The organism is Sphaerisporangium sp. NBC_01403 (assembly GCF_045040145.1).
GTDB lineage: Bacteria > Actinomycetota > Actinomycetes > Streptosporangiales > Streptosporangiaceae > Sphaerisporangium > Sphaerisporangium viridialbum.
In genome coordinates, this window is the sequence record NZ_CP109534.1 from 1960695 (window position 1) to 1985482 (window position 24788).

General features: G+C 65.9%; 21 protein-coding genes. 14 read left to right on the forward strand and 7 right to left on the reverse strand.

Annotated elements, in window-relative coordinates; translation table 11 throughout:
* Positions 1-25: 25 nt before the first annotated feature.
* Positions 26-610 carry an ATP-binding protein gene (locus tag OG589_RS08450; RefSeq protein WP_405147665.1) on the forward strand — a complete coding sequence of 195 codons (585 nt, stop codon included), beginning with the start codon at positions 26-28 and terminating at the stop codon, positions 608-610.
* Between the two features lie 272 nt (positions 611-882).
* Here the strand turns inward: OG589_RS08450 and OG589_RS08455 are convergent, their stop codons facing one another.
* On the reverse strand, positions 883-1950 hold the full coding sequence (locus OG589_RS08455) for an IS110 family transposase (RefSeq protein ID WP_405147667.1): 1068 nt from the start codon (positions 1948-1950) through the stop codon (positions 883-885).
* Positions 1951-2507: 557 nt separating this feature from the next.
* Between OG589_RS08455 and OG589_RS08460 the strand changes: the two genes are divergently transcribed.
* A complete protein-coding gene (locus OG589_RS08460; RefSeq protein WP_405147668.1) occupies positions 2508-3170 on the forward strand; it encodes a DUF6461 domain-containing protein in 663 nt (220 codons plus the stop codon).
* A 288-nt stretch (positions 3171-3458) separates the two neighbouring features.
* On the opposite strand, the gene OG589_RS08465 is transcribed toward OG589_RS08460, so the two are convergent.
* A complete protein-coding gene (locus OG589_RS08465; RefSeq protein ID WP_405147670.1) occupies positions 3459-4337 on the reverse strand; it encodes a hypothetical protein in 879 nt (292 codons plus the stop codon).
* Between the two features lie 184 nt (positions 4338-4521).
* The gene (locus tag OG589_RS08470; RefSeq protein WP_405147672.1) at positions 4522-5394 is read right to left on the reverse strand and encodes a hypothetical protein; all 873 of its coding nucleotides are present in this window, start codon (positions 5392-5394) and stop codon (positions 4522-4524) included.
* 161 nt (positions 5395-5555) lie between these two features.
* Between OG589_RS08470 and OG589_RS08475 the strand changes: the two genes are divergently transcribed.
* The 5 genes from OG589_RS08475 to OG589_RS08495 all read left to right on the forward strand — a co-directional run bounded on the left by OG589_RS08475 (position 5556) and on the right by OG589_RS08495 (position 10928).
* Entirely contained in the window at positions 5556-6797 is a 1242-nt protein-coding gene (locus OG589_RS08475) for an IS256 family transposase (RefSeq protein ID WP_405147674.1), read from the forward strand.
* A 569-nt stretch (positions 6798-7366) separates the two neighbouring features.
* A complete protein-coding gene (locus OG589_RS08480; RefSeq protein ID WP_405147676.1) occupies positions 7367-7729 on the forward strand; it encodes a hypothetical protein in 363 nt (120 codons plus the stop codon).
* Between the two features lie 360 nt (positions 7730-8089).
* Positions 8090-9676 carry an ISL3 family transposase gene (locus OG589_RS08485; protein WP_405147677.1) on the forward strand — a complete coding sequence of 529 codons (1587 nt, stop codon included), beginning with the start codon at positions 8090-8092 and terminating at the stop codon, positions 9674-9676.
* Positions 9677-9831: 155 nt separating this feature from the next.
* On the forward strand, positions 9832-10371 hold the full coding sequence (locus OG589_RS08490; protein WP_405147679.1) for a winged helix-turn-helix domain-containing protein: 540 nt from the start codon (positions 9832-9834) through the stop codon (positions 10369-10371).
* Positions 10281-10928 (forward strand): transposase, encoded by a 648-nt coding sequence (locus OG589_RS08495; RefSeq protein WP_405147681.1) that lies wholly within the window; start codon positions 10281-10283, stop codon positions 10926-10928. Before OG589_RS08490 ends, OG589_RS08495 begins: the two co-directional genes overlap by 91 nt.
* 536 nt (positions 10929-11464) lie before the next feature.
* Here OG589_RS08495 and OG589_RS08500 read toward each other — a convergent pair.
* From OG589_RS08500 to OG589_RS08510, 3 genes are all read right to left on the reverse strand, one after another.
* Positions 11465-11875 carry an EVE domain-containing protein gene (locus OG589_RS08500; protein WP_405147683.1) on the reverse strand — a complete coding sequence of 137 codons (411 nt, stop codon included), beginning with the start codon at positions 11873-11875 and terminating at the stop codon, positions 11465-11467.
* Between the two features lie 319 nt (positions 11876-12194).
* Entirely contained in the window at positions 12195-13673 is a 1479-nt protein-coding gene (locus tag OG589_RS08505) for a serine/threonine-protein kinase (RefSeq protein ID WP_405147685.1), read from the reverse strand.
* Between the two features lie 1046 nt (positions 13674-14719).
* Positions 14720-15898, reverse strand: a complete 1179-nt coding sequence (locus OG589_RS08510) for an MFS transporter (protein ID WP_405147687.1) — start codon at positions 15896-15898, stop codon at positions 14720-14722.
* Positions 15899-16074: 176 nt separating this feature from the next.
* On the opposite strand from OG589_RS08510, the gene OG589_RS08515 reads away from it, so the two are divergent.
* Positions 16075-16803 (forward strand): SAM-dependent methyltransferase, encoded by a 729-nt coding sequence (locus tag OG589_RS08515; RefSeq protein WP_405147689.1) that lies wholly within the window; start codon positions 16075-16077, stop codon positions 16801-16803.
* A gap of 257 nt (positions 16804-17060) precedes the next feature.
* On the opposite strand, the gene OG589_RS08520 is transcribed toward OG589_RS08515, so the two are convergent.
* A complete protein-coding gene (locus OG589_RS08520) occupies positions 17061-18734 on the reverse strand; it encodes a class I adenylate-forming enzyme family protein (RefSeq protein ID WP_405147690.1) in 1674 nt (557 codons plus the stop codon).
* Positions 18735-18922: 188 nt separating this feature from the next.
* Between OG589_RS08520 and argC the strand changes: the two genes are divergently transcribed.
* From argC to OG589_RS08550, 6 genes are read left to right on the forward strand one after another with little or no spacing between them, the layout of a single operon-like run.
* Positions 18923-19945 carry an N-acetyl-gamma-glutamyl-phosphate reductase gene (argC, locus tag OG589_RS08525; RefSeq protein ID WP_405147692.1) on the forward strand — a complete coding sequence of 341 codons (1023 nt, stop codon included), beginning with the start codon at positions 18923-18925 and terminating at the stop codon, positions 19943-19945.
* A 40-nt stretch (positions 19946-19985) separates the two neighbouring features.
* Complete coding sequence (gene argJ / locus OG589_RS08530) at positions 19986-21137, forward strand: bifunctional glutamate N-acetyltransferase/amino-acid acetyltransferase ArgJ (protein WP_405147694.1); 1152 nt, start codon at positions 19986-19988, stop codon at positions 21135-21137.
* Complete coding sequence (gene argB, locus OG589_RS08535) at positions 21134-22054, forward strand: acetylglutamate kinase (protein ID WP_405147696.1); 921 nt, start codon at positions 21134-21136, stop codon at positions 22052-22054. Before argJ ends, argB begins: the two co-directional genes overlap by 4 nt.
* Entirely contained in the window at positions 22051-23241 is a 1191-nt protein-coding gene (locus OG589_RS08540) for an acetylornithine transaminase (protein WP_405147698.1), read from the forward strand. Before argB ends, OG589_RS08540 begins: the two co-directional genes overlap by 4 nt.
* The gene (argF, locus tag OG589_RS08545; protein WP_405147699.1) at positions 23238-24182 is read left to right on the forward strand and encodes an ornithine carbamoyltransferase; all 945 of its coding nucleotides are present in this window, start codon (positions 23238-23240) and stop codon (positions 24180-24182) included. Before OG589_RS08540 ends, argF begins: the two co-directional genes overlap by 4 nt.
* Positions 24179-24694: an arginine repressor gene (locus OG589_RS08550; protein ID WP_405147701.1), complete on the forward strand. Its 516-nt coding sequence runs from the start codon at positions 24179-24181 to the stop codon at positions 24692-24694. Before argF ends, OG589_RS08550 begins: the two co-directional genes overlap by 4 nt.
* Positions 24695-24788 lie beyond the last annotated feature (94 nt).

A 24788-nucleotide genomic window follows, 5' to 3' on the forward strand; every position in this document is an offset into this window, starting at 1 on the left:
TATTGCGCGGTCATACGGTTTCCCCATGCGAATGCCGGATGCGAAAGAAGAGCATTACGGGGGCTATAGGCGTCACACCTTCAGCTCGGATCGCGAGACCAATGGAACGCTGTTAGGTGTTACCGACTTGATCGGCTCCCCTGAGTCTGTAGCCCGAGCGCGCGAGTGGGTCAGGCAAAAGCTCGGTGTCGATCACCCAGCCCTGGCGAATGTGACTCTGCTTGTTTCCGAGCTTGTCACCAACGCTGTGATCCACTCCAACTCTCGGAATGGGGGCAGAGTTACCCTCGCACTGGCTGACTGCTATGACTTCATACACGCTGATGTCGTAGACGAGGGCAGTGAATCCGTCCCGCAGGTTAGCGCGGACATCTTTGCGGAGGGCGGGCGAGGTCTCTTCCTGGTGGAAGTCATATCCGATCGCTGGGGTATCTATGCCGACTGCGCCGGGCGGACGGTGTGGTTTCAGGTGAGATACCAGCGAGGCGACATTCCCTTCTGTCCTCGCCAGCGCACCTCTGAGGACCTGCCGGAACGGAGTGAAACAGCCACGCGCCGGACGGCGAAGCATGCCGCCCGCGCCGTTTCGCGAAGCCTTGAGCAGGAATAGGCACTCCGCCTGATCGACCGCTGGAATCTCGACGAAGACGGGTTGAGCGAGGCGGCACACAGAATCTGCGTAGATCCCGTCACAGATGAGGACATGCGCCGGTAGGCGGGGGGCGGCATCGAGGTGAAGGTCCCTAGAAAGGGCTAGGGACCTTGCTACCCAACTCCCTCGATGTCGCCCCACCTGAATACCTGGCCTTTTGTGCGGAGCACGCTGTTGCTCGGTGGCCCGGTGCGAAGCGCCGGCGCCCATCACCATCTGACGCTCCTATGTCAAGCGGCGATCGGGCGGCACTGCGGAGGGGCGGTAGGTCGTGCTTCTGCGTCGAGGATCAGGGCTTTGTAAACGACGTCGGACAGGTGTCGTTTGAGTACTCGTAGGCTTCCTTTCCCGGTGTCCCGCGTTGTCTGTTGGCGGCGCTGGAGTAACTGGCGTGCGCCTGGATGCCAATGGCTCTGGGTGATGGCGATGCGGTGGATGGCGGCATTGAGTTGCCGGTTACCGGCGCGGCTGAGCCGTTGGACCTCGGTGTTGCTGCTCCAGACAGGAATTGGCGCGGTGCCGTTGTGCCGGGCGAAGGCGGCCGTGCTGCGGAAACGGCGGATGTCGCCCACCTCTCCAAGGATCTTCGCGGCGGTGAGGAACCCCACGCCGACAATGCCCAGCAGGGCGTTGGCCAGCGGCTGGACCAACGACTTGAGCTCGCTTTCGAGCAGGTCCGCTTCGGTCGACAGGGCCTGGATGTGGGCCAGCTGCGCTAAGGCGATGCGGCGCAAGGTGCCGGCGGGCAGCGCGGCGAGTTGCTCGGCCAGCTTGGTGCGGGTGCTCGCCTGTGCCAGCGTGCGCGCTTTGGGCGCCAGATCCGGTGCCAGGTCGTGGAGTGTCCACCGGAACCGGTTGATCACCCGAGTGCGTTCCTTGAGCAGCGCGTCCCGGTGATCGACCATGAGCCGGATCGGGCGGGTCTGCTCATCCAGCATGGCCACCGGCAGATTGTCTGCCTCGCGCAGGGCCAGGCGGGCGATGGCCAGAGCATCGATCGGATCGGATTTCCCGTGTTCGCGGCCGCCTCGGCGTTCTCCGGCCATCAACTTGGGTGGTACCGCGATCACTTTCTCACCGGCGGCCAGCAGGTCCCGGATCAGGTTCCCAGCTACGTGCCGGACGTCTTCGACTGCCCAGATCCGATCGGCAGCGGTGAGCTTACGGGCCCAGACCAGCAGATCCAGATGCCCCTCACTGCGGGCACTGACGGTCCGTTGCGCCTGTTTGCGACCCAGTTCATCCACGGCCACCGCGGTGTGGGTCTGCTTGTGCGGGTCGATGCCGAACACCATCATGGAGGTATCTCCTCCCGTTCGCGGGGGAATGAGCATCCGGGCCGGGCGGCGACATATCTCAATTGAGGGATCTACCAGGCTCCTATCAAGTCAGCCGCCCAGCCCGGATGAGCCGGTGTCGGAGGTCCTTGTGGACACGTCAAAAGCAGGCCACGAGGGCAGATCCGTAGTGAGTCACCCAAAGACCTCCTCCACCAGCGAGTGTGCGCCGCCGCTCACGCTCTGGCAGCCAAACAAACCAGGAGCAGGGGCATCCCAAACGGTGACGTCCCGTTCCACGGCTCCACCGACGACGCACCCGAAGCAGATTCAGCCTGACAATGAGATCCGTAGGCAAGGGCAAACGCCTCATCAACGGCCTCTTGCCCTGCTCAGATGGTAGATGCGAGTCGGTGGAGAGCGATCCTGTAAGGCGGTGTTGCTGTATCGGCTGCTGTACAGCGCTTCCTCCGCAGGGATCAGGTGTCCATCAAAACAGGTCAACTCCAATGTCGGCCTTCACCGGGGTGGCCGCCGATCTCGACTGATTGTCGGTACGGCCTGCCACCATGTCCCGCATGACGACATCCGACCCCTTAGCCCCGTTCCAGTGGCTCAACGTGTCCGAGAACAAGGGCGGCGGCCCACTGGGCGTGATCTTCAGCGTGGCCTTCTTCCGCGGGCTCCACCCGGCGGAGGTGGTGCGCCGCTTCAGCCGCGGTGAGAGCTCCGGCCAGGAGTCGGACTTCGGCGGGCTCGACGACAAGGCCTACGAGTTCGTCAACGAGACGGACGGCGGGGATGGCGGCGGCTACGTGGGCGTCTTCCAGGCCGGCGAGTGGTGCGTGGCCATCGAGCCCCACGGTTGGATGGTCACGCTCCACGAGGTGGTGACCGAGCTGTCGCGGGGTTGTGAGGCGGTGGCGGTCACCCGGCACGACTACGCCGCCGAGCACAGTTTCGAGTACGCGATCGACGGCACGGTTGTCACCGGTTACCGGCTGCGACACCCGCACGAGCGTTACGGCTCCGACCCTGACCGGCTCAACGGCTTCATGCGGGAGCTGGGCATGGGGCTGGACAAGCCGGAGGACGAGGCCGCGTGGGACGTCGCTTGGGAGGACAACTACGACACCGCCGTGCCAAGGGGCTTCGCCCTGGCGGCGAAGGTCACGGGGGTGCGGTTCAGGCCGGACATGCTCGACCGCCCGATGCTCGTGGGGCCTATTGTGGAAAAATGATCGTTTTGTGCCGTCCAGCAGTACCCGCTGCTCGGCGTGCCACCTGACCGCCTTGGCGGTGCCAGGGGGTTGCGTCCACGGAGGTGTGGGAGGCGGTCAGGGGCGGGGTCTAACCGCCGACCTTCCGCTTTTCAGGCGGAACAACCACTTTGCTCCCACGCCGAAGACCAAGGTCAGAGAGTGGTGTACGGCTGCCGCCGGACGCCCCTGGTGGCGAACGTTGCTGTCACCGCTGCTGTCAGCGTGTCGTTCCATGAGCTACGGCGGTGGAGCCCCAGCTTGCCTGATTCAGTCGAACGCCGGCAAGGCTTGGATCAGATGGCCGACCCTCATTTGATCGGGCATTGGCCAGTATGCAAAACGAGGCGCGAGCATACAGTGAAAGGCCCCGCAGGCGATCAATTCTTCCAGAAGATCAAGTGGTGACGCTAGAAGCAGCCCAAATGATTTGAGCGCTGCACGCTGCCTGAGAATTCCCTTATCCATGGTCATGAAAACATGTATTCCCATGCGGGCCGCAGACCTAACTAGCGTGCGGTCGAAACCTTGAGGCAGATTCGCTACAGCATCTTCGAGCAGTGAATCCGGAAGGATAAGTAGTCCCTCTCTAGAAGGAGGGTCAGTCCCAGATGGCTCGCCACTTACCAGACTCAGCGCTGAGGTAAACTCTTCAAATGCCCTGATTCTGTCGGCTTGACGTTCGGAGGATAGACGTTTTTTCGCATCCTTAATCGATGCAGGCAAGACGACGAATCTGATATCTCGCAACACCCACAAGGCGATCAGCATTTGAAGTCCTTCCAGTTCGCCCGCATAGTCGCCATCTGCGAAATCTGGAAGACTGCCGCCCTCCCATAGCGCTTGCCCGTATTTGAAGTAATCTATCAGAATATTCGTGTCCCATGCTATGAACAGTGGGCCGCGACCGCTGCGCGTATGAAACAGGCGAGGGGTAGTTTCATATACGAAATGAGGGCCCTCAGGAATCGCTATACTAGATCGTAGAGGGCGAGGATCGTTTTTTTCCAGTTCGAACAGTGCCGCCCTGAACCGGGCAGCCATCGTATTGAAGAGATGGAGGCCCCAGTCCTCAAGACTGCTGTAGTCGGCTGTGAGATCGACATAGAGAATTCGGGGGTCAAGCGGATGCCCGCCATGCGCTTCCACGACCCATATTATCGCACCCGTGTCAACAGGATATGGCGATGCACAGATTTAGACATCGAGAGCCATGCCACACTGCTTGGCCACAATTCCGAAGAGCCCACAGCCAGGCTTGCGAATAGCCTCAACTTCCGAGATGCGGAGGCATTCACAGCCGCTGCGCAAGATTTCTCCCACGCTCCTGAACTCAGTCCGTCGCCCAGCGTCCGCGTGGGTCAAACCATCCCTGGTCGGGGAACCACCCGATACACCGACCCAGGGGATAGGCCCAGACCCACAGGTGGGTGATCTCGGCTGGTAAGCGGGGAGGCTCGGGCGGCAAGCCGCTGTAGGCGTGGTTGAGCGCATGATAGGCAGGCCAGGGCGTGGTGAAGGTCAAGCCTACAAAAGCGTGCCGCTCGTCAGCTTCAGTCGCCGCAAGCTTCAGACGTACATCTGCTCGACTCTCATCACTGAGAAACGACGCTACGTATTCTATAAAGGATGCCCAGTCCAACTCTACTGGTCCACCGGTTCCGCCAGCACCAATATGAATGAGTCCAGCCTCTGAGGGCTGAATCGGCCTGGACGCAAGCCGTATGACGCCGACCTCGGCGAGCACGCGAACAAGAGGGTTACGGTGTTCCCTGAGGCGCTGCTCGAAGAGGACGGTCTCGAATGTGTCTCCGGTTGCTTCGAGCTTCTGAAGGGTCAGCGGCAGTGACCGCTCCAGCCTGTTGACCCGGACCTTAGGCGACAGAGTTACCCACCAGATCCTCTTCAGCGACGGCGCGGCCACCTGATATTGGCGCTTAAGCACCTCGCTCCCCAGCGCTGCGTAAGACTCGTCGATGTCGAGGGTGACCTCACCGTACGCAGTTCGACCGCCGCTGTATACGATCTTCAGGTCCGGCATCCGATCGGCGCTGCCATCATCTTGAAGCGCCACATACTCACCCGTGAGCCGGGCCACTACTCTGCCAGCGGCCCCTTCGAAGTCGCCTACGTAGCTCGACGCATCCTGCAGGCGCTTTCGGTCCGATCGAAAGTCGTCTGCGTATCCAGGAGTGAACGGGATCACGACTCGTAGCCTATGTGGCCGGGTCGCATCGAGCCTCCGTTATGGTTGCGTCCACGGAGGTGGTGTACGAGTTTCCGCTGGTAGTCAGCGTGGCGTCGTGAAATGAGGACGGCCATCGCGTGATCCTTCGAGTGCGTAGTTCAAGATCGAAGGAGAGAGCGATGGCCGTGAACGACAGTGTGGACCCTGCGAGCTGGCTGGCCAAGCAGTTGGAGACCCAGGATCCGGATCTGTTGCGATCCATGGTGCAGACCATGGCCGAGACGTTGATGTCGGCCGAGGCCGACGGCCTGTGCGGTGCCGGATACGGCCGGCGGACCAGCGAGCGGACCAACCGGCGCAACGGCTACCGCACCCGCGAGTGGGACACCCGCGCCGGGACTGTGGAGCTGGCGATCCCGAAACTACGGACCGGTTCCTACTTCCCCGACTGGCTGCTGGAGCGTCGACGGCGGGCCGAGCAGGCCCTGATCAGCGTGGTCGCGACCAGCTACTTGCTGGGTGTGTCCACCCGGCGGGTGGACAAGCTGGTGGAGCAGCTGGGCATCAAGCACATCTCCAAGAGCCAGGTCTCGGAGATGGCCAAGGTGCTGGACGGTCAGGTGGAGGCGTTCCGTACCCGTGCCTTGGACGCCGGGCCGTATGCGTTCGTGTGGCTGGACGCCCTCACCCAGAAGGTCCGCGAGGGCGGGCGGATCATCAACGTGCACGTGCTGGTCGCCACCGCGGTCAACAACAACGGCAACCGGGAGATCTTGGGCCTGGAGGTCACCTCGGCCGAGGACGGCGCGGGCTGGCTGACCTTCCTGCGCGGTCTGGTGGCCCGCGGGTTGAACGGGGTGCAGCTGGTGATCTCCGATGCCCACACCGGCTTGGTGGCCGCGGTCGCCGCCGCGCTGCCGGGCGCGTGCTGGCAAAGGTGCCGAACCCACTACCTGCGCAATCTGCTGACCTGCGTGCCCAAGTCCGCTCAGCCGTGGGTGGCCACCCTGGTGCGTACCATCTTCGACCAGCCCACCGCCGAGCAGGTCCGCACCCAGCACGCCTGGGTCATCGAAGCCCTGTCGGCCAAATACCCGGCCGCCTGCGACCACCTGGACGCCGCCCGCGAGGAACTACTCGCCTTCGCCGCCTTCCCCCGCGAGATCTGGAAACAGATCTGGTCCAACAATCCCCAGGAACGGCTGAACAAGGAGATCCGCCGGCGAACCGACGTCGTCGGCATCTTCCCCGACCGCACCTCGATCATCCGCCTGGTCGGCGCGGTACTGGCCGAGCAGACCGACGAGTGGACCGAAGCCCGCCGTTACATGGGGCTGGATGTGCTGGCCAAAACCCGGCTACGCGTCATCCCCGGCGACACACCCCATCAGAACCCGCTCCCACAGACACTTACCGCTTAACCTGCAGAAACGGGATCACGCAGAGATAACTCATACACCACTTCGCTGGACGTGACCCGTTATCAGTCGCGTCGACGCGCGGGGACGTTGCTGTCAGTGCTGCTCGCCCAGTCAAATAGTCACATTGCGGGGCCTGACGAAGGAAGCCCACCACTGCCGGTGAGGGGCGAAGTGAAAGGTCGCCACAGCGCTGACCACTTCGATGCGAACGCGGGTGAGGCGTGATGGACAGGATCAGCGAGTGCCGACGGGGGCCGTCACATGCGCTCGCTCTGCCATCTAGTGATCTCCGCAGCGGTCCCGTAGCAGCAGACTCGCTGACTTTTCGCTGACTCCTCGACGCCAGACTCGTGGCGGGGCGTCCGAGATGTCCCGACCGTGGACGATCTCACCCTCGCGGCCAGGCCGATCTCGCAGCTTCCAGGGCGCCCCTGAGGTGAAGGCATTCGGTGACTTGACCAACGACAAGTATCCCTCGCTAGCTGTCCAGGATGACGACCTCGCATCGTAAGCCGTAGCTGAGCTGTGCTCTATGCTGTGCGAGCCCTGGTGACTGCCGGGGTTTTCGCATGATGAGGAACGTAATGAAACGAATGATCATCCTAGTGGCTATCGGGGCCGGACTGGTGGCGGGCTTGGCGGCCTGCGGTGGGACTGGCTCCGCGACCACCAAGGACTATTCGGCGAACCCCCTCTACGCCAAAGGTGGGGAGGCCGCAGAGCTAACCTGGAAAACTCTCGTGACTGGTTCCGATTACGACCGAACCAATAACCCAATCACCTGCCGGATGGGCTTGAACCGCTTCCTCAAGAATCCCGGTGGCGAGTGGTACCCCAAGACCAAGGAAGACCAATCGGCTTTCATGGCGGGTTGTAAGGCCAAGATCACAGAACTAGCAGTCGGCGAGTGGGACGAGGGCGCGACCGAGTAGCGCCTTCGTGGGCGGTGTGCGCAGTGCCCTCGATGTGCCCTGGTAGGACATCACTTCGAGCGGTGCCCTCGTAGATGGTGTAGATCTCTGACCTGCCATCCGGCGACCTGGGACGATAGATCGATCACGCCTTTGAGCTGGCACGGGACCTTCTGTCGCCTTTTGCTGTTCAGCGCAGCCTTTCGCGGTCTCACGGAACGCCGACGGAACGGCCGCTCGTTCCTCGGACGCCGACCCGCCCCCCTCGATGCTGTCAACGACGGCTGAATGTTGGCTCTGTCCCACTTTTGGTGATCGTGTAGCGGCAGAGCCAGGCGTTGGTGATCATGTCGGGTGTCGATTACCGAGATGCTGAAGGTCATGTTTCCTCACCTGGAGGATCTGTGCGTCGATCGGGTGTTTGTGGCGGGAAGGTCGGTGCGCATCCAGGCCAGCACCTACGTCCGCCAGGTCCCCTGCTCCGACTGCGGCGTGACCTCGGGCCGGGTGCACAGCCGTTATCAGCGCAGCATCTGCGATACGGCGGTCGCTGGCCGGGAGACGCTGATTCATCTGCGGGTTCGCCGGTTCTTCTGCATCAACACCGGCTGCGGGAAGAAGACCTTCGCCGAGCAGGTGCCCGGCTTGACGGTCCGGCATGGCAGGCGCAGCCCGGGACTGGGTGAGGTCCTCCAAGCGGTCGCGCTGGCGCTGGGAGGCCGGGCGGGAGCACGGCTTGCAGGCCGGCTGGCCGCCGCGGTGAGCCCGATGACGTTGCTGCGGCTGATCCGCGCCCTGCCCGACCCGGGTCCCGGCTCACCTCGGGTGCTGGGGGTGGATGAATTCGCCCTGCGCCGAGGGCACTCCTACGCCACGGTGCTGGTGGATGTGGAGACCCGACGCCCGATCGACATCCTGCCCGACCGCTCAGCCGACTCCTTCGCGACCTGGCTGGCCGCACACCCCGGCATCCAGGTGATCTGCCGGGACCGGGCCGGTTGCTACTCCCAGGGAGCCACCCGCGGCGCACCAGACGCCATCCAGGTCGCTGATCGCTGGCATCTGTGGCACAACCTGGGCCAGGCCGTGGAGCGCACCGTTGCCAAGCACCGCTCCTGCCTGCACGCTGCCATCCACTCCAGCACATCCCCGGCAGGTGAGCCCGGCGAACCCTCACCGCCCATGCCACCTGGCCAGGAGCCCACGCTTCGCACAGACCGCTGGGCCGTGCGCGCCCGGCAGCGGCACACCGCCGTACATGACCTTCTCACTCAAGGACACAGCCTGAAGGCCATCGCCCGCGAACTCCAACTGGCCCGCGGCACGATACGGCGCTTCGCACGCGCCCAGTCCGCCGAAGAACTCCTGGTCAACAACGGCACCGGCCGACGCCCCAGCCAACTGGCCCCCTACACCACCTACCTGCAGCAGCGATGGAATGCCGGCTGCACCGACGCCACTCAGCTATGGCGGGAGATCCAGGCACTGGGCTACAAGGGCGGCTACCCCTGCGTCCGCGACCACCTACGGCCATGGCGATCCGCCACGTCCTCCCCCGAGCCGACACCGGCTCCACCCAGACCACGCCAGGTCACCGCCTGGATCATGACCAACCCCGACAACCTGAACGCCGACGACAACAGCCAGTTGAAGGCGATCTTTCAGCACTGCCCCCACCTGCACGCCACCCGGGCACACGTGCAAGCTTTCGCCCACATGATGACCCAGCGACACGGTGACCGTCTTGAGCAGTGGATGACCGCCGTCGATGCCGACGACCTACCTGCCCTGCATTCCTTCGTCCTCGGCCTACGCCGCGACCTGGACGCCGTCACCGCCGGCCTCACCCTGCCCTGGAGCTCAGGCCCAGTCGAAGGCCACGTCAACCGCATCAAGACCCTCAAACGCCAAGGCTACGGCCGAGCTAACCACGACCTCCTACGCAAACGCATCCTGCTGGCCGACTGACACACTCACGAAAAGTGGGACAGAGCCAGTTTTCACGCGTCGTCGACAGATGCGAACCCTGGTGAAGCGTGCCGCATGCCTGTCTTGCTATACCGAACTTAAATGGGCCTTGTCGGATAGCTGACGGCCGCTGATTCGTCGGTTACGACGAGTGTGTGCGATACGCGCAAGGTGGTGGGTTCACCCCCCAGGAACAGCAGCGTCGTGAGCGGGTACGGCTGGAAGCGGCCGGGATGTTCGCGCAGGGAGACAAGAACGCGGTGATCGCGCGCAAGCTGCGAGTCACCGAACGGTCGGTGGAACGGTGGCGGCGCGCCTGGCGCGAGGGTGGCGCACAGGCGTTGCACTCTCAAGGCCCGCCGTCGCTGCCCAAGATCAGCCCGTCGCAGTTCGCCCGTCTGGAGGCCGAGCTGGAGCGCGGCCCGCTGGCGCACGGCTACGCTGACCAGCGCTGGACGCTGATGCGGATCAAAACGCTGATCGGCCGGATGTTCCACATCGGCTACACCGTGCCGGGCGTGTGGCTGCTGCTGCGGCGCAACGGCTGGTCCTGCCAGCGGCCGGCACGGCGTGCGATCGAGCGAGATGAAGCAGCGATCGAGGTATGGAAGAAGGAGATCTGGCTGCAGGTGGAAGATCGGCGGCGGCCAAAGGCGCCTGGATCTGCTTCGAAGACGAAGCGGGCCAAGGCCTGAGGCCGCCTCGCGCTCGTACCTGGGGCCGACGCGGGCAGACCCCCGCGGTGCACATCCGCGCCGGCGGCACCGGATACGTCTCCATCGCCGGGATGCTCTGCTACAAGCCCGGGCAGCGGTCCCGGCTGATCTACCGGCTGCATCTCTACCGCCGCCGCAAGGGCGAATCCAAAAGCTTCGCCTGGACCGACTACCGCGACCTGCTCCTCCAGGCACACCAGCAGCTCGGCGCCCCGATCATTGTGGTCTGGGACAACCTCAACCGGCACCTGGTCCCACAGATGAGGGCGTTCATCGACGAGCACGAGCAGTGGCTGACCGTCTACCAACTGCCTTCCTACGCCCCCGATCTCAACCCCACCGAAGGCATCTGGTCACTGCTCAAACGCGGCCCCCTGGCCAACCTCGCCGTCGCCGGCCTGCCCCAACTCGTCCGGATCGTCAAACGCAGCCTGAAGAAGATCCAGTACCGACCCCACCTGATCGACGGATGCCTCATCCAGACCGGCCTGACCTTGACGCACAACCCAGCCGAAGCGCTCGACATCCCGAATTAAAGATCAGTAATGCATCTCGCACTGTCACGGGGGAGCTGAGCTGAGCTACCTACTAGCGGGTATGGGGCAGCATCGGCACGCTATCCCACACGGCATTCCACACCGTTGCCAGGAGCCACCATGCGCCCGCGGCGAATGCGGCCCCTAGTAGGAGCGCCACTACGATCAGCTTCATCAATGCACGCCCGGAGGATTGGGTGGAGCGCTGGAAAGTCCTCATACCACCAGCCAAGCAGGCCAACGGGCTGCGCACTAGGGGCCTGTTCCATAAGTTGATCTCTGTGTTACTTCTCGCTGCTTCGGGTGACACTCTTGCCGACCAGTAAAAACCTGGTCGGGATGACAGGATTTGAACCTGCGCCCCCTTGACCCCCAGGACGTTGGACTAGGCGTTTCTGCAGCTCATCGGCCTTCAGTCAGCCACGGATGACGTCCAGTGAGGTGCAGCTTGTTCAGCTATGCGCACGACGTGTGGTCCCCATCTGGTCCCCCGCTATGAGTTCGCCTCTCCTGTCGGAGCACGGACGGAGCAGGCTTCAGAGGTAAGACATAAAGGCGTTCCAGTGATCTTCCGTCAAGGGATGGGGGTTCTTCCCGCCCGGCATCTGCCGAAACATCATTCCTTCCAATCGCTCGTCGTCGCGAAGGGTCTTGAACGGAATCACGCGATCATGCCAGCTATCGATCACGAGTGGGACGAACCACGCTCGGTCCGACTTCTCTGTCCAATGCTCTGGGGCGGGCGGATCCTTGAACTCGGCCTCGCCGGTGATGCTGCCTACCGCAGCGATACCACCACGGCCTGTACGCCATAGAACGAACTTGTCTCCCGCACTCAACTCTCGCCAGAAGCGGCGGACCCGCCAATCTTCGAGCGTACCGCCGCTCTGCCTCAGTTCATCGAGCTGAAAGGTGCGAGGGTTCCAGGTCATGAGCCAGTAGCGCATATGTCTCCTTCAACTGATCGTTGGGCTGTTCTAGAGACAAGCATGCCCCAACTGGCCTGTAGGCCAGTTTCTAATGCGGCGAACCTATGACCTGCTCAACCGCCGGCCAGTTTCACCCTGACCTGCAAATACGCTGTGATCGTCTGTCAACCGTTGACGACGTCTTCGGCTGCCATGTGCCCTGAGTGTGCCCCATGCCTCCGAGATCGCACTGCCGTCATGCATACGCAAGCTGGTTCGGTGCCATCGCCTCGTGCAAAACGAACCATGCCAGCGGCACAACTCGAAGTACAGTGACAGAAATATCAGGACTTCACTATTAACTTTGCCTCCAGCTTCCTTGCGGCTCACGTTCGGGCATACGCGACGGGTGCTGTAGCTGCTCTTCCGATGCCGCCGCGAGCCAACCCGCCCAACGACTCATAAATTCATCGCAGTCATCTAGGCTTAGCTGAGAGAAGGGCCAGGCTACTTGATACGCATCGGTTCCTGGCACCAAAGCTCCTGCTGACAACTCTCCAGGAACTAGACTGAATGGATCCATGTCACTGAGCCGACGGTTTCCAGCTAGTATCCCGGCCATAAAAGCCGTCTCATACCACTGGTATTGCCCCGACTCCTTGGCGTCACAATACCAAAGCGAGTGACTACGTCCACCGTAACCCTGAGCGTTGGGCGGAGCGGAAACCGTTAGGAACGCGTGTGCAATCACATCAAAGGCTGGCTCTTTTCGTCCCCCCCATGGATGCATCGGAGTGGAACGGAATCCGGAGAACGAAAGTGTTGCCCTATTTAGCGCAACAGCCCATCCGCCGTCTGGGCTCTCTGCTATACGGGCTGCCGGCGCCACGTCTGCGACGGATTCCCGAAATGCATCCATTATGCGTAAGAGAGACCTCGCGGCCACTTGAGCCAATACTTCGCGCCTCTCTGTCTCTGACTGTAATTCAGACTCACGTCTAACGCTCTGCGCGATTCGCATCACCTCGGCGCGATTAGCCTCTTGAAGCTTGGCCAGTCCACCCTCGGGCCGAAGAGTAGCCATTTTTTGAAGGCGCATGAGAAGGTTGCGCGGGCCGGGGCGTGCACCAGGTGCCTTATAGAGGCATTCGTCGATAATTGCAGCGATCCCCGAGGGTACGCCCTTCAAGGGCGGCACGTCGACCCTCAGGTGCTGCTCACGAAACTGGTCCCAAGTGGGGCCGTTGAAAGGCAATGATCCTGATACCAATTCGTAGGCGATGACACCAAGAGAGTAAACGTCCGTCGAGATTTGTGCGCGCTCGTACTTCCAGCGCTCGGGAGCGGCATAAGGAGGGGACATTGCATTCTTACGCGTACCAGTGGAAGTGGCAGCCTCTGCGTACCTCGAAATACCAAAATCAGCCAAACACCAGCGGCCTCGGTAAAGCAGAATATTCTCCGGCTTAATGTCCCGATGAACTACAGCACCTTCGATGCTACTCAGAGCTTCGGCGACATCGGATACGATCGTGATAACCTCGGCCACTTCAAAATTGGCCTGCCGCTCCGCGATGTACTGCCTGAGAGACTTGTCCGCACGTGGCATAACTAGTGCCCAATGCGTGGCGGTCTGACCGCTATCAATAATCGGAATAACGTTGACCGCGTTTGGCAGGTCCACAAAAAGCATCTCACGTTCGGCGCCAGGCTCTTTGGGGACCAGTTTTGCAACGGCCTCCCCGCGAGTCGACTTCGCTACGTACACGGCGCCGAAGCCTCCGCCGCCGATCCGCTCACCCAATTCCCACTCGCCGCCGAGGTGCAGGACTTGCACGGAGTCATCTCCTTTGATCACTCACTGGAGCCGCAGCGTGCACTTGCGGCATCGCTATATCATGCCGGATACCGCGAAGATCGCAACCCCCGAGGAGATCCACACCTTTATTCACGATTTGTTTACATTCATACGATTGTCCCAATTGTGTCTAGATGTCCTCTCTCTTCGCGTCAGCGATCCACAGAGGTGGGGTCTTGTGGTCATCTCCTCGTCGGGCAGTCGTAGACCTGCCGGGCCGGTAGCTCGGGGTCAAGTCGTCCTTCGCGTGTTCCATGTACCGGTCGCTGTTCCTCGCGCGCTGGTTGTCCTACGGTCACGGGACGACTTGACCTCGGGCGGACGGTCTGGCACCCCTTGTGGTGGCCGGCGAGGAGATGACCACATTCCACGTCCCGACCCGCACCCTTTGCAAGATCCCCATCTCCGAGGAGGGCCGGGGTTTGGGGCAGCGCCCCAAGTTCTGTCCTTCCCGCCCCTTCACCTCTCCTCTTCTCCTCCTCGCCTCGGCGTCTGCCACGCGCTCCGAGTCATGACGTCCGGCTCTGGCTCCTGCCTCGGTGTCCCGTCTCCCACTCCTTCACCCCTCGGAGAGATCCCAACGGCACCAAGCAATCGGCAGCCGCCATCATCTCCGCGTCGCTTTGCGGCGCGGGGGCGCGCTGACCGCGGGCGGACCGGCCGAAGAGCCGCAGCCGCCTGCGGGCGGGCGCGGCCCCCGGAATCCAGAATGGTGTCGGGCAGGTCTTTGGACATGTCGGCCGTGAATGGCATCAAGGGCTGCGATGTGCCCAATTCCTCTCGACTCCTCCGGGTGCCTCGGGGGTCGACACCTCACCGCCCGCTCTGGCCTCTCGCCGTACCCTCATCCTTTCTCGGCGGGGTTCCCCCCTGCGAACCTCCGTCAGCTTCTACGATCAGCGTCCGCAAGAGCCCTTCCCCCTCTCCATCGTCACGTCGCTGGCCCGACGCGGTCCGCCGCGAGAGCGGCGGCTTGACCATGTAGAGAAGGTTCTCGCGGTTTGAAGCTCGATGCGGTTAGTGGATCACGCCGGGCATTGGGCCATGGCTCTCATTCGTGGACGTTTGGCCAGGTCAGGCCAGGAGTGGGCGGCGCTGACTTCTGTGGTTGAGATGGTTACTGCTCGGCCTGGCCAATAACCCCATGAGCGGATACTCTGCTTCCAGATGATGCCCCGGAACACGCCGCTGATCATGTCGGCGCCTCCGGCGACGGCCAGGAAGATCGCGACCAGCCAGATGTTGGGCATGACGGAGGCGACGGTGACTCCGGCGCCCCACAGGGTGGCGGAGATGATGACGGCCCTGCCGTGGCGGTGGACGTGGCTGGTCCAGCCGGAGGTGGCCGAGGCGATGACCGAGCCGATGCCTCCTGCGGCGTACAGCAGGCCGAGGGCCTTGGTGGCGTGCAGGTCGTCGGCGAGGAACGGGAAGAGCGCGTTGGAGAACGCGAACACCATGGCGGCGATGTCGACCAGGTAGGTGCCCATCAGGTCTGGCCGCCGGACGGCGTACCTGACCCCTTCCATCATCGAGTTGAGCGAGGCCGGGGCGACGTCGCTGGCGACGGTGACCGGCCTCACCCGGACCAGCAGGACCAGCGACAGCAGGAACGAGACGATGTCGACGCCGTAGGAGGTCGCGGGGCCGAAGGTCACCACGATGACCCCGCCGATGGCCGGGCCCACGATCATCCCGGCGTTGCGGGCGAGGCCCTGGATGGCGAAGGCCGCGCCCATCTGGTCGAGCTTGAGCACCCGGTTGATGATCGCCTGCTCGCTGGGCCCGCGCAGGCTGGACAGGCCGGCGGAGAGCGCGGCCACGACGTACAGCACGGGGATCTGAGCCTGCGGGGGGAGCAGGAGGGCGTTCACCATGAGGAGCATTGAGGTGAGGCAGAGGCCGACCTCGGACAGTACGACGATCTTGCGCCGGTCGAGCGCGTCCGCGATCGCCCCGCCCCATAGGCCGCACACGACCATGGGTACGAACTCCGCCAAGCTGACCAGCCCGACCGCGACGTAGGAGCCGGTGAGCTGCTTCATCTGGTACGGCACGGCGACCATGGTCAGCACGCTGCCGAACATCGTGATCACGCCCGAGCCCAGCAGAAGACGGAAGTCACGGGACTCGCGCAGCGGGCTCACGTCCATACGGAGGCGGAGCAGCAGCGTCCTGAGCGTTCCCGCAGGTCTGGTGGACACAGGCGGCAAGTGTGGAGGGCGGGGGGACCACCGGGCACCGATTTTTCCTGGTCCAGACCCGTGTCAGGACGGACATACGGTCCAGGCCCTGCTGCAGGTGAGAACTGTCATCTTCCTGGATCTCACCGAGCACGCCCGACCCAAAATCGATTGCGCCCGTCGGGAGGATGGACGGCATGGATCGACAACTGCTCAGTGCCATCGCCCACCGCGACCACCCGATCGCCGCGCCCGTCTCAGAGACCAACCTCGATCGGTTGCTGCGCCGGGCGGCGCTGCCGGAGGGGGCGCGCATCCTCGACCTCGGGTGCGGCGAGGGCGAATGGTCGCTTCGGGCGCTTGAGCTCGTTCCCTCGGCCGTGGCCGACGGTGTGGACATCTCGCCGTACGCCCTGTCGTCCGCGGAACGGGCGGCCGGCGCGCGAGGTCCATCCGACCGGCTTTCGCTGCACTCGATGCCCGCCGCGGAGTTCTCCGCCTCCGAGCCGTACGACCTGGTGCTCTGCCTGGGTTCGACCCACGCCTTCGGCGGCTTGAAGGAGACGATGGACGGGCTCGCCCGCTTCGTACGGCCTGGCGGGCTGGCGCTGGTGGGCGAGGCTTTCTGGGAACGACCCCCCGCTCCGGAGATCGTCGAAGCCCTCGGCGATTACTCCGACCTGGCAGGCACGGTGGAGGCCGCCGAGTCCAAAGGCTGGCTGACCGTCTACGCCCACGTGAGCGACCTGGCCGAGTGGGACGAGTACGAGTGGTCGTGGACCGGCACGCTGGCACGCTGGGCGGCCGGCAATCCAGGCCCCGACGGTGAGCAGGCCCTCGCCGCCGTGAGAGAGCACCGCGACATGTGGCTCAACGGCTACAGAGGCGTGCTCGGCTTCGTCTCCCTGCTCCTTCAGCGCGGGTGAGCCGTTCCTGCTCTCCGACAACACCGCCGGCAGAACACCCGCCCTATGGTCCATCTCCCCACCGACATCCGGCGCGGTGGGGATCACAAAGGCCCTCCAGGATGATCCGGAGGGCCTCTCACGTATGTGCGGCCGAGACGACTCGAACCTTTAACCACTCGCATCCAGGGACCGGAAGAAGGAGATCCGGACGGGGCGTCGGGGAGCCGGCCGCCTTCGTGGGACTTCAGAGCCCGAGAGTCTCCTTGCGTGGAACCTCACAGGCCCAGGGTCTCCTTGCGGAGGTGGGTTTTGAGGATTTTGCCGCCGGGGTTGCGGGGGAGTTCGGCGTCGCGGAACCAGAAGCGGACCGGGATCTTGAACGGGGCCAGCGCCCCCCGCAGGAACTCCCGCAATTCCTCCGTGGTCGCCGGCACGCCGGGCTTGAGCCGGACGACCGCGCCGACCTGCTCGCCGAGCTCGTCGTCCGGGATCCCGATGACCGCCGCGTCGTCGATGGCGGGGTGCTCGAACAGGGCCGCCTCCACCTCGGCGCAGTAGACGTTCTCGCCGCCCCGGATGACCATGTCCTTGGCCCGGTCGACGATGTAGACGAAGCCCTCCTCGTCCACCCGCGCGAGGTCGCCCGTGTGCAGCCATCCGTTGACGAACGTCTCCGCGGTCGCGTCCGGGCGGTTCCAGTAGCCCGTGATCACGTTGGGGCCGCGCATGCACAGCTCGCCCACCTCGCCCACTGGCAGCTCGTTGCCGAGCGGGTCGGAGATCCGCACGTCGCAGACCGCCAGTGGCAGGCCGATGCTGTCGGGCTTGGCCAGGTACGTCGGCCCGCTGTTGTAGATCGCGAGCGCGGTCGTCTCCGTCATGCCGTACCCGTTGGACGCCTGCCGCTGAGGCAGCTGGTCGTTGATGCGCTCAAGCAGCTTGGGCGGGGCCGGCGCGCCGCCGTAGCTCACTCCGCCGAGGCTGGAGATGTCGTACTTGCCGAAGTCCGGATGCGACAGCAGCTGCCAGGCGTTGGTGGGGACTCCGGTGAGGATCGTCACCTGCTCGCGCTCGATGAGCTGAAGTGCCAGCCCCGGGTCCCACTTGTACATCAGCACCAGGCCGCCGCCGGTGAACATGGTCGCGGTCATGACCGCGAAGCAGCCGGTGACGTGGAACAGCGGCACCGAGAGCAGGGTGATCCGCCGGGTGCTCACCGCCGAGGCCGGGTCCTTGCCCGCCATGGCCACGCTGCGCAGCAGGGCGTAGGCGACGGTCATCGGCGACTGGCCGAGGTTGCGGTGGCTGCCGAGCGCGCCCTTGGGACGGCCGGTCGTCCCGGACGTGTAGAAGATCGTCGCCGGGTCCTCGGCGTCCAGCTCGACGGCAGGCAGCGCCACGTCGGCACGTACCTCCCCGAGGACCTCGGCGAACTCCCGGGCCCCGGGGGGCAGCTCGCCGGTGGTGCGGGTGACGATCAGGGGGACGTCGGTGTCCGTCAGCCGCTCGGCTCGCTCGCCGTCGACGACGGCGACCTTGGCGCCCGAGTCCGTCAGGCCGTACTCCAGCTCAGGGGTGGTCCACCACGCGTTGAGCGGTACGGCTATCGCCCCGATCGCGAGCGTCGCCGAGAACGCGACGATCCACTCGGGGTAGTTGCGCATGGCGATGGCGACCCGGTCGCCCTTGGTCACGCCGAAGTCCTCGACGAGCCGCCCGGCCAGCGTCGCCGCCCGCCGGTAGTGCTCCTCGTAGGTGATCCGCTCGTCCTCGTACACGAGGAACACCTTGTCGCCGTGGAAGCGGCTGTTCTCCAGAAGGGCCCGGAAGGTCGCCGGGGCGTGCTTCCAGGTCCGGAGCTTGGTCCCGCGGATCTCGACCTCGTCCATCTCGAAGAGCTGGCCCGGTCCGGTGAGCTGTGCCTGGACCTGGTCGTTCGTGACAGTCATGCGCGGTGACTCCCGGGGTGAGTAGGTGCCGTTGCCAAGTGACGATACCGACCGGTAGGTACGGACAACAGAGGCTTGTTCCAGACCACCGCGCCGAGCACGCTCGCTTGCATGAAGATGCTTGGGCGTGCATACTTTCTCTATATAGAAGTCATGAGGGCGAGTGCATGAAAATGCGAGGTGGGTCGATGAGGGCGGCGGTCGCCGGAGCCAGCGGGTACGCCGGGGGCGAGCTGCTGCGCCTTCTCCTCGCCCACCCCGCCATCGAGATCGGCGCGCTGACGGCGGGTTCGAGCGCGGGCGGCACGCTCGCCGCGCACCAGCCGCACCTACCCGCCCTGGCCGGCAGGGTCATCGAGGAGACGACCGCCGAGACCCTCGCGGGTCACGACGTCGTCTTCCTGGCCCTCCCGCACGGCCAGTCCGCCGCCGTCGCCGAGCGGCTCGGTGACGATACGCTCGTGGTCGACTGCGGCGCCGACTTCCGGCTGGAGGACGCCGCCGAGTGGGCCCACTTCTACGGCGGCGCCCACGCCGGCACCTGGCCGTACGGGCTGCCCGAGCTGCCCGGCCAGCGTGACCTGCTGCGCACCGCCAAGCGCATAGCCGTGCCCGGCTGCTACCCGACCTCGGCCACCCTCGCCCTGTTCCCCGCGTTCGCCGCGGGCCTCGCCGAGCCCGACGTCGTGGTGGTCGCGGCCAGCGGCACCTCCGGCGCCGGCAGGTCGCCCAAGCCGAGCCTCCTCGGCAGCGAGGTGATGGGCTCGGTCAGCGCCTACAGCGTCGGCGGCACCCACCGCCACACCCCCGAGATCGCGCAGAACCTCTCCAAGGTCGCGGGCGGCCCGGTGAAGGTCTCCTTCACCCCGATGCTGGCCCCGATGAGCCGGGGCATCCTCGCCACCTGCACCGCTCCCGCCGTTCCCGGCCTCACCGCGACCGCGCTGCGCGAGGCGTACGAGGCGGCGGTCAAGGACGAGCCGTTCCTGCGGCTGCTGCCCGAGGGCACCTGGCCCGCGACGGCCATGACCCTCGGCGCCAACACCGCCGCGCTCCAGGTGACCCTCGACGAGCGGTCCGGGCGCGTCGTCGCCGTCGTCGCCATCGACAACCTGACCAAGGGCACCGCGGGCGGGGCCATCCAGAGTGCCAACCTCGCCCTCGGCCTGGCAGAAGAACTCGGCCTTCCCCTCAATGGAGTCGCCCCGTGAGCGAGCGCAGCCAGACAACACGGATCCCAGGAGGGCACGCGTGAGCGTCACCGCACCCCTCGGCTTCCGCGCGGCAGGTGTCGCCGCGGGCCTCAAGTCACGTGACACCCGCGACGTCGCGATCGTCGTCAACGACGGCCCCTCACGGGCCGCCGCCGGGGTCTTCACCCGCAACCGGGTGAAGGCCGCCCCGGTGCTCTGGTCCCAGCAGGTGCTCGCCGGCGGCAGGGTGAGGGCGGTCGTCCTCAACTCCGGCGGCGCGAACGCCTGCACAGGCCCCGACGGCTTCCAGGACACCCACGCCACCGCCGAGAAGGTCGCCGAGCTCATCGGCGACTCGGCCGGTGAGGTGGCGGTCTGCTCCACCGGGCTGATCGGCGAGCGGCTGCCGATGGACCTGCTGCTCCCCGGCGTCGAGACCGCCGCCGCCCAGCTGTCCAGGGACGGCGGTCTCGCCGCCGCCGACGCGATCCGCACGACCGACACGGTCACCAAGATCTCCTTCCGCAGGGGAGAGGGCTACATGGTGGGCGGCATGGCCAAGGGCGCGGGCATGCTCGCGCCGGGCATGGCCACCATGCTGAGCGTGATCACCACCGACGCCGACGTGCCGGCCGAGGAGCTCGACCGGGTGCTGCGCAGGGCCGTCGGCGTCACGTTCGACCGGCTCGACACCGACGGCTGCATGTCGACCAACGACACCGTGCTGCTTCTCGCCAGCGGAGCCTCCGGCGTGACCCCCGACCCGGCCGAGTTCGAGAAGAAGGTCACCGAGGTCTGCGCCGACCTGTCCAGGCAGCTCCTCGTCGACGCCGAGGGCGCCACCAAGGCCATCGCGATCGAGGTCGTGGGCGCCGCCCGCGAGGACGACGCCGTGACCGTCGGCAGGGCCGTCTCCAGGTCCAACCTGCTCAAGTGCGCCATCCACGGCGAGGACCCCAACTGGGGCCGCGTCCTTTCCGCCGTCGGCACCACCGACGCGGTCTTCGAGCCCGACCGGCTCAACGTCGCCATCAACGGCATCTGGATCTGCCGGGGCGGCGCCGCTGGAGACGACCGCGCCAAGGTCGACCTGCGCCCCCGGGACGTGACGATCACGATCGACCTCTCGGCCGGCCCGCACTCCGCGACCGTCCACACCACCGACCTCACCGCCGAGTACGTCCACGAGAACTCGGCGTACTCGACATGAGCGCGGGGCTGACACCCGGCGCGGGACCCCAGGCGCACGCCAAGGCGGCCGTCCTCATCGAGGCCCTGCCCTGGCTCGAGCGCTTCCGCGGCCAGACCGTCGTCGTCAAGTACGGCGGGCACGCCATGGCCGACCAGGGCCTGCGCGAGAGCTTCGCCGACGACATGGTGTTCCTGCTGCACGCGGGCCTCAAGCCCGTCGTGGTGCACGGCGGCGGTCCCCAGATCAACGACCACCTCGACAGGCTCGGCATCGAGAGCAGCTTCACGGCCGGGCTCCGGGTGACCACGCCCGAGGCGATGCAGATCGTGCGCATGGTGCTGGTCGGCCAGGTCAACCGCGACGTCGTCGGCCTGATCAACCGCCACGGCCCGTTCGCCATCGGCATGTCGGGCGAGGACGCCCACCTGTTCACCGCCGAGCGCAAGCACGCCGAGGTGGACGGCGAGAAGGTCGACATCGGCCAGGTCGGCGAGATCGTCAGGGTCGAGGCGGGAGCCGTCCAGGCGCTGCTCGGCGACGGGCGCATCCCTGTGGTGTCCTCGATCGCGCGCGGCGAGGACGGCGAGATCTACAACGTCAACGCCGACACCGCGGCCGCGGCGCTCGCGGTCGCGCTGAACGCCGGCAAGCTCGTCGTGCTCACCGACGTCGAGGGCCTGTACGCCGACTGGCCGGCCTCCGGGGACGGCTCCGCCTCCGAGGTGATCAGCCGGCTGACGGCCGGCGAGCTCGCCAAGCTGCTGCCCGGCCTGTCCAGCGGCATGGTGCCCAAGATGGAGGCCTGCCTGACGGCGGTCACCGGAGGTGTGCCGCAGGCGCACGTGCTCGACGGCAGGGTGCCGCACTCGGTGCTGCTCGAAATCTTCACGGACGAGGGGATCGGAACCATGGTCGTGCCCGAGGTGGACTCATGACCGGCGCAGGGTCGCTCACGGAGCGCTTCGAGGCCGCGTTCATGCCGAACTACGGGGTCCCGCCCGTGGTCCCGGTGCGCGGCGAGGGGGCCTACCTCTGGGACGCGGACGGCGTGCGCTACCTCGACCTGATCGCGGGCATCGCGGTCAGCTCGCTCGGCCACGCGCACCCCGCCCTGGTGGAGGCCGTGTCCCGGCAGGTGGCGACGCTCGCGCACACCTCCAACCTGTTCGTGAACGAGCCCGAGGTGCTGCTCGCCGAGCGCCTGCTCGGCCTGCTGAAGGCCCCGGGCCGCGTCTTCCTCGCCAACTCCGGCACCGAGGCGAACGAGTGCGCGCTCAAGCTCGCCATCAAGTACGGCAGGAGCACCGGCAGGAAGTACTTCCTCGCCGCGGACAACGGTTTCCACGGTCGCACGCTCGGGGCGCTCTCGCTAACCGGCAAGGCCTCCATCCGCGACCAGTTCGGGCCGTTCCCGCTCGATGTGCGCTTCGTCCCGTACGGCGACGCCGACGCGCTCAAGCAGGCCGTCACCCAGGACTGCGTGGCGGTGTTCCTGGAGCCCACGCAGGGCGAGGCGGGCGTCGTGCCGCCCCCGGCCGGCTACTTCACCGCCGCGCGCGAGATCTGCGACGCGGCCGGGGCGCTACTGGTGCTGGACGAGATCCAGTCGGCGATCGGCCGCACCGGGCACTGGTTCGCCCACCAGCACGACGGCATCGTCCCCGACGTGCTGACCCTGGCCAAGGGCCTGGGCGGTGGCATGCCGATCGGCGCCTGCGTCGGCTTCGGCGACGCGGGCACGCTTTTCGCCAAGGGCGACCACGGCTCGACCTTCGGCGGCAACCCCGTGTCCGCGGCGGCGGCTCTGGCCGTGATCGACACCATCGACCGCGACGGCCTGCTCGGCCAGGTCCGCACGACCGGGCAGCGGCTCCGCGACGGCATCGCCGCCATCGGCCATCCGCTGGTGGCCGGGGTGCGCGGCCGGGGGCTCTGGCTGGCCGTCGTGCTCACCGCCGACCGCGCCGCCGACGTCCAGGCCGCCGCCCAGCGGGCCGGGTTCCTGGTCAACGCGGTGCAGCCCGGCGCAGTGCGCATCGCTCCGCCGCTCCTGATCACTACGGAGCAGGTCGACTCCTTCCTCCAGGCCTTCCCGGCGATCCTCGCGGAGGTGGCCCCGTGAGCCCGTACGGTGGCGCCCCGGGAGCCGTCCGGCACTTCCTGCGGGACGACGACCTGAGCCCCGCGGAGCAGGCCGAGGTGCTCGACCTCGCCGAGGCCATGAAGAAGGACCGGTACGGCTACCGTCCGTTCGAGGGCCCGATGACCGTCGCGGTGATCTTCGACAAGCACTCCACCCGCACCCGCATCTCGTTCGCGGTCGGCATCGCCGAGCTGGGCGGCCAGCCGCTGATCATCGACGCGGGCAGCTCCCAGATGGGCAGGGGAGAGCCGATCGAGGACACCGCCCGCGTCCTCGAAAGGCAGGTCGCCGCGATCGTGTGGCGCACCTTCGGCCAGGAGCGCGTGGAGGCGATGGCCTCGGCGTCGTCGGTGCCGGTCGTCAACGCGCTGACCGACGAGTTCCACCCCTGCCAGATCCTCGCCGACCTGCTCACCGTGCGGGAGAGGCGAGGCCCACTCGCCGGTCAGACGCTCACCTACCTGGGCGACGGCGCCAACAACATGGCCCACTCCTACCTGCTCGGCGGCGCCACCGCGGGGATGCACATCCGCGTCGCCGCGCCCGCCGCGTACCAGCCGGACCCGCTGATCCTCAACCGCGCGGCCGAGATCGCCGCGTCGGCCGGAGGGTCGGTCACTGTGCTGTCGGACGCGGCCGTGGCCGCCGCCGGCGCCCACGTGCTGGCCACCGACACCTGGGTGTCGATGGGCCAGGACGGCAAGGACGAGCGGGTCGCCGCGCTCATGCCGTACCAGCTGAACGCCGGGCTGCTCGGCCTGGCGGCCCCCGACGCGACGGTGCTGCACTGCCTGCCCGCCTACCGCGGCCTGGAGATCACCGCCGAGGTGCTGGACGGCCCGCGCAGCGTAGTCTGGGACCAGGCGGAGAACCGCCTGCACGCCCAGAAGGCCCTGCTCCACTGGCTGGTGGCGCGATGACGATCCCGCTGACCAAGGCCGGAAGGCTCGCGAAGATCGCCGATCTGGTGAACCGCCACAAGGTCAAGTCACAGCCCGAGCTCGCCAGGCTGCTGGCCGAGAGCGGAGTCGAGGTCACCCAGGCCACGCTCTCGCGCGACCTCGACGAGCTGGGCGCGCTGAAGCTGCGGGCGGACGACGGCTCGCTGGTGTACGCGCTGCCGGGCGAGGGCGGCGCGCGCATCCCGCTGACCCGCATGGGCGCCGGCGAGAGCCCGGCGGCCCGGCTGCGACGGGTCGCCGAGGAGCTGCTGGTCTCGGCCGAGGCCTCGGCGAACCTCGTGATCGTGCGCACCCCTCCGGGGGCCGCGCAGTTCCTCGCCTCCGCGCTCGACCACGCCGACTGGGAGGCGATCCTCGGCACGGTCGCCGGCGACGACACGATCCTGGTGATCAGCCGGGATCCCGTGGGCGGGGACCATCTCGCGGAGTCCTTGCTCAGACTGACCGATCGACGTAGTCAGCCCGTGTGAGCCGGGCGTCCCGCGATCATGCGGGCCAGTTTCAGAACCCGAGCGAACCGGGCGTTCCCCGCAAGCCAATACGAAATTCCTTTTCCTTGGAGAG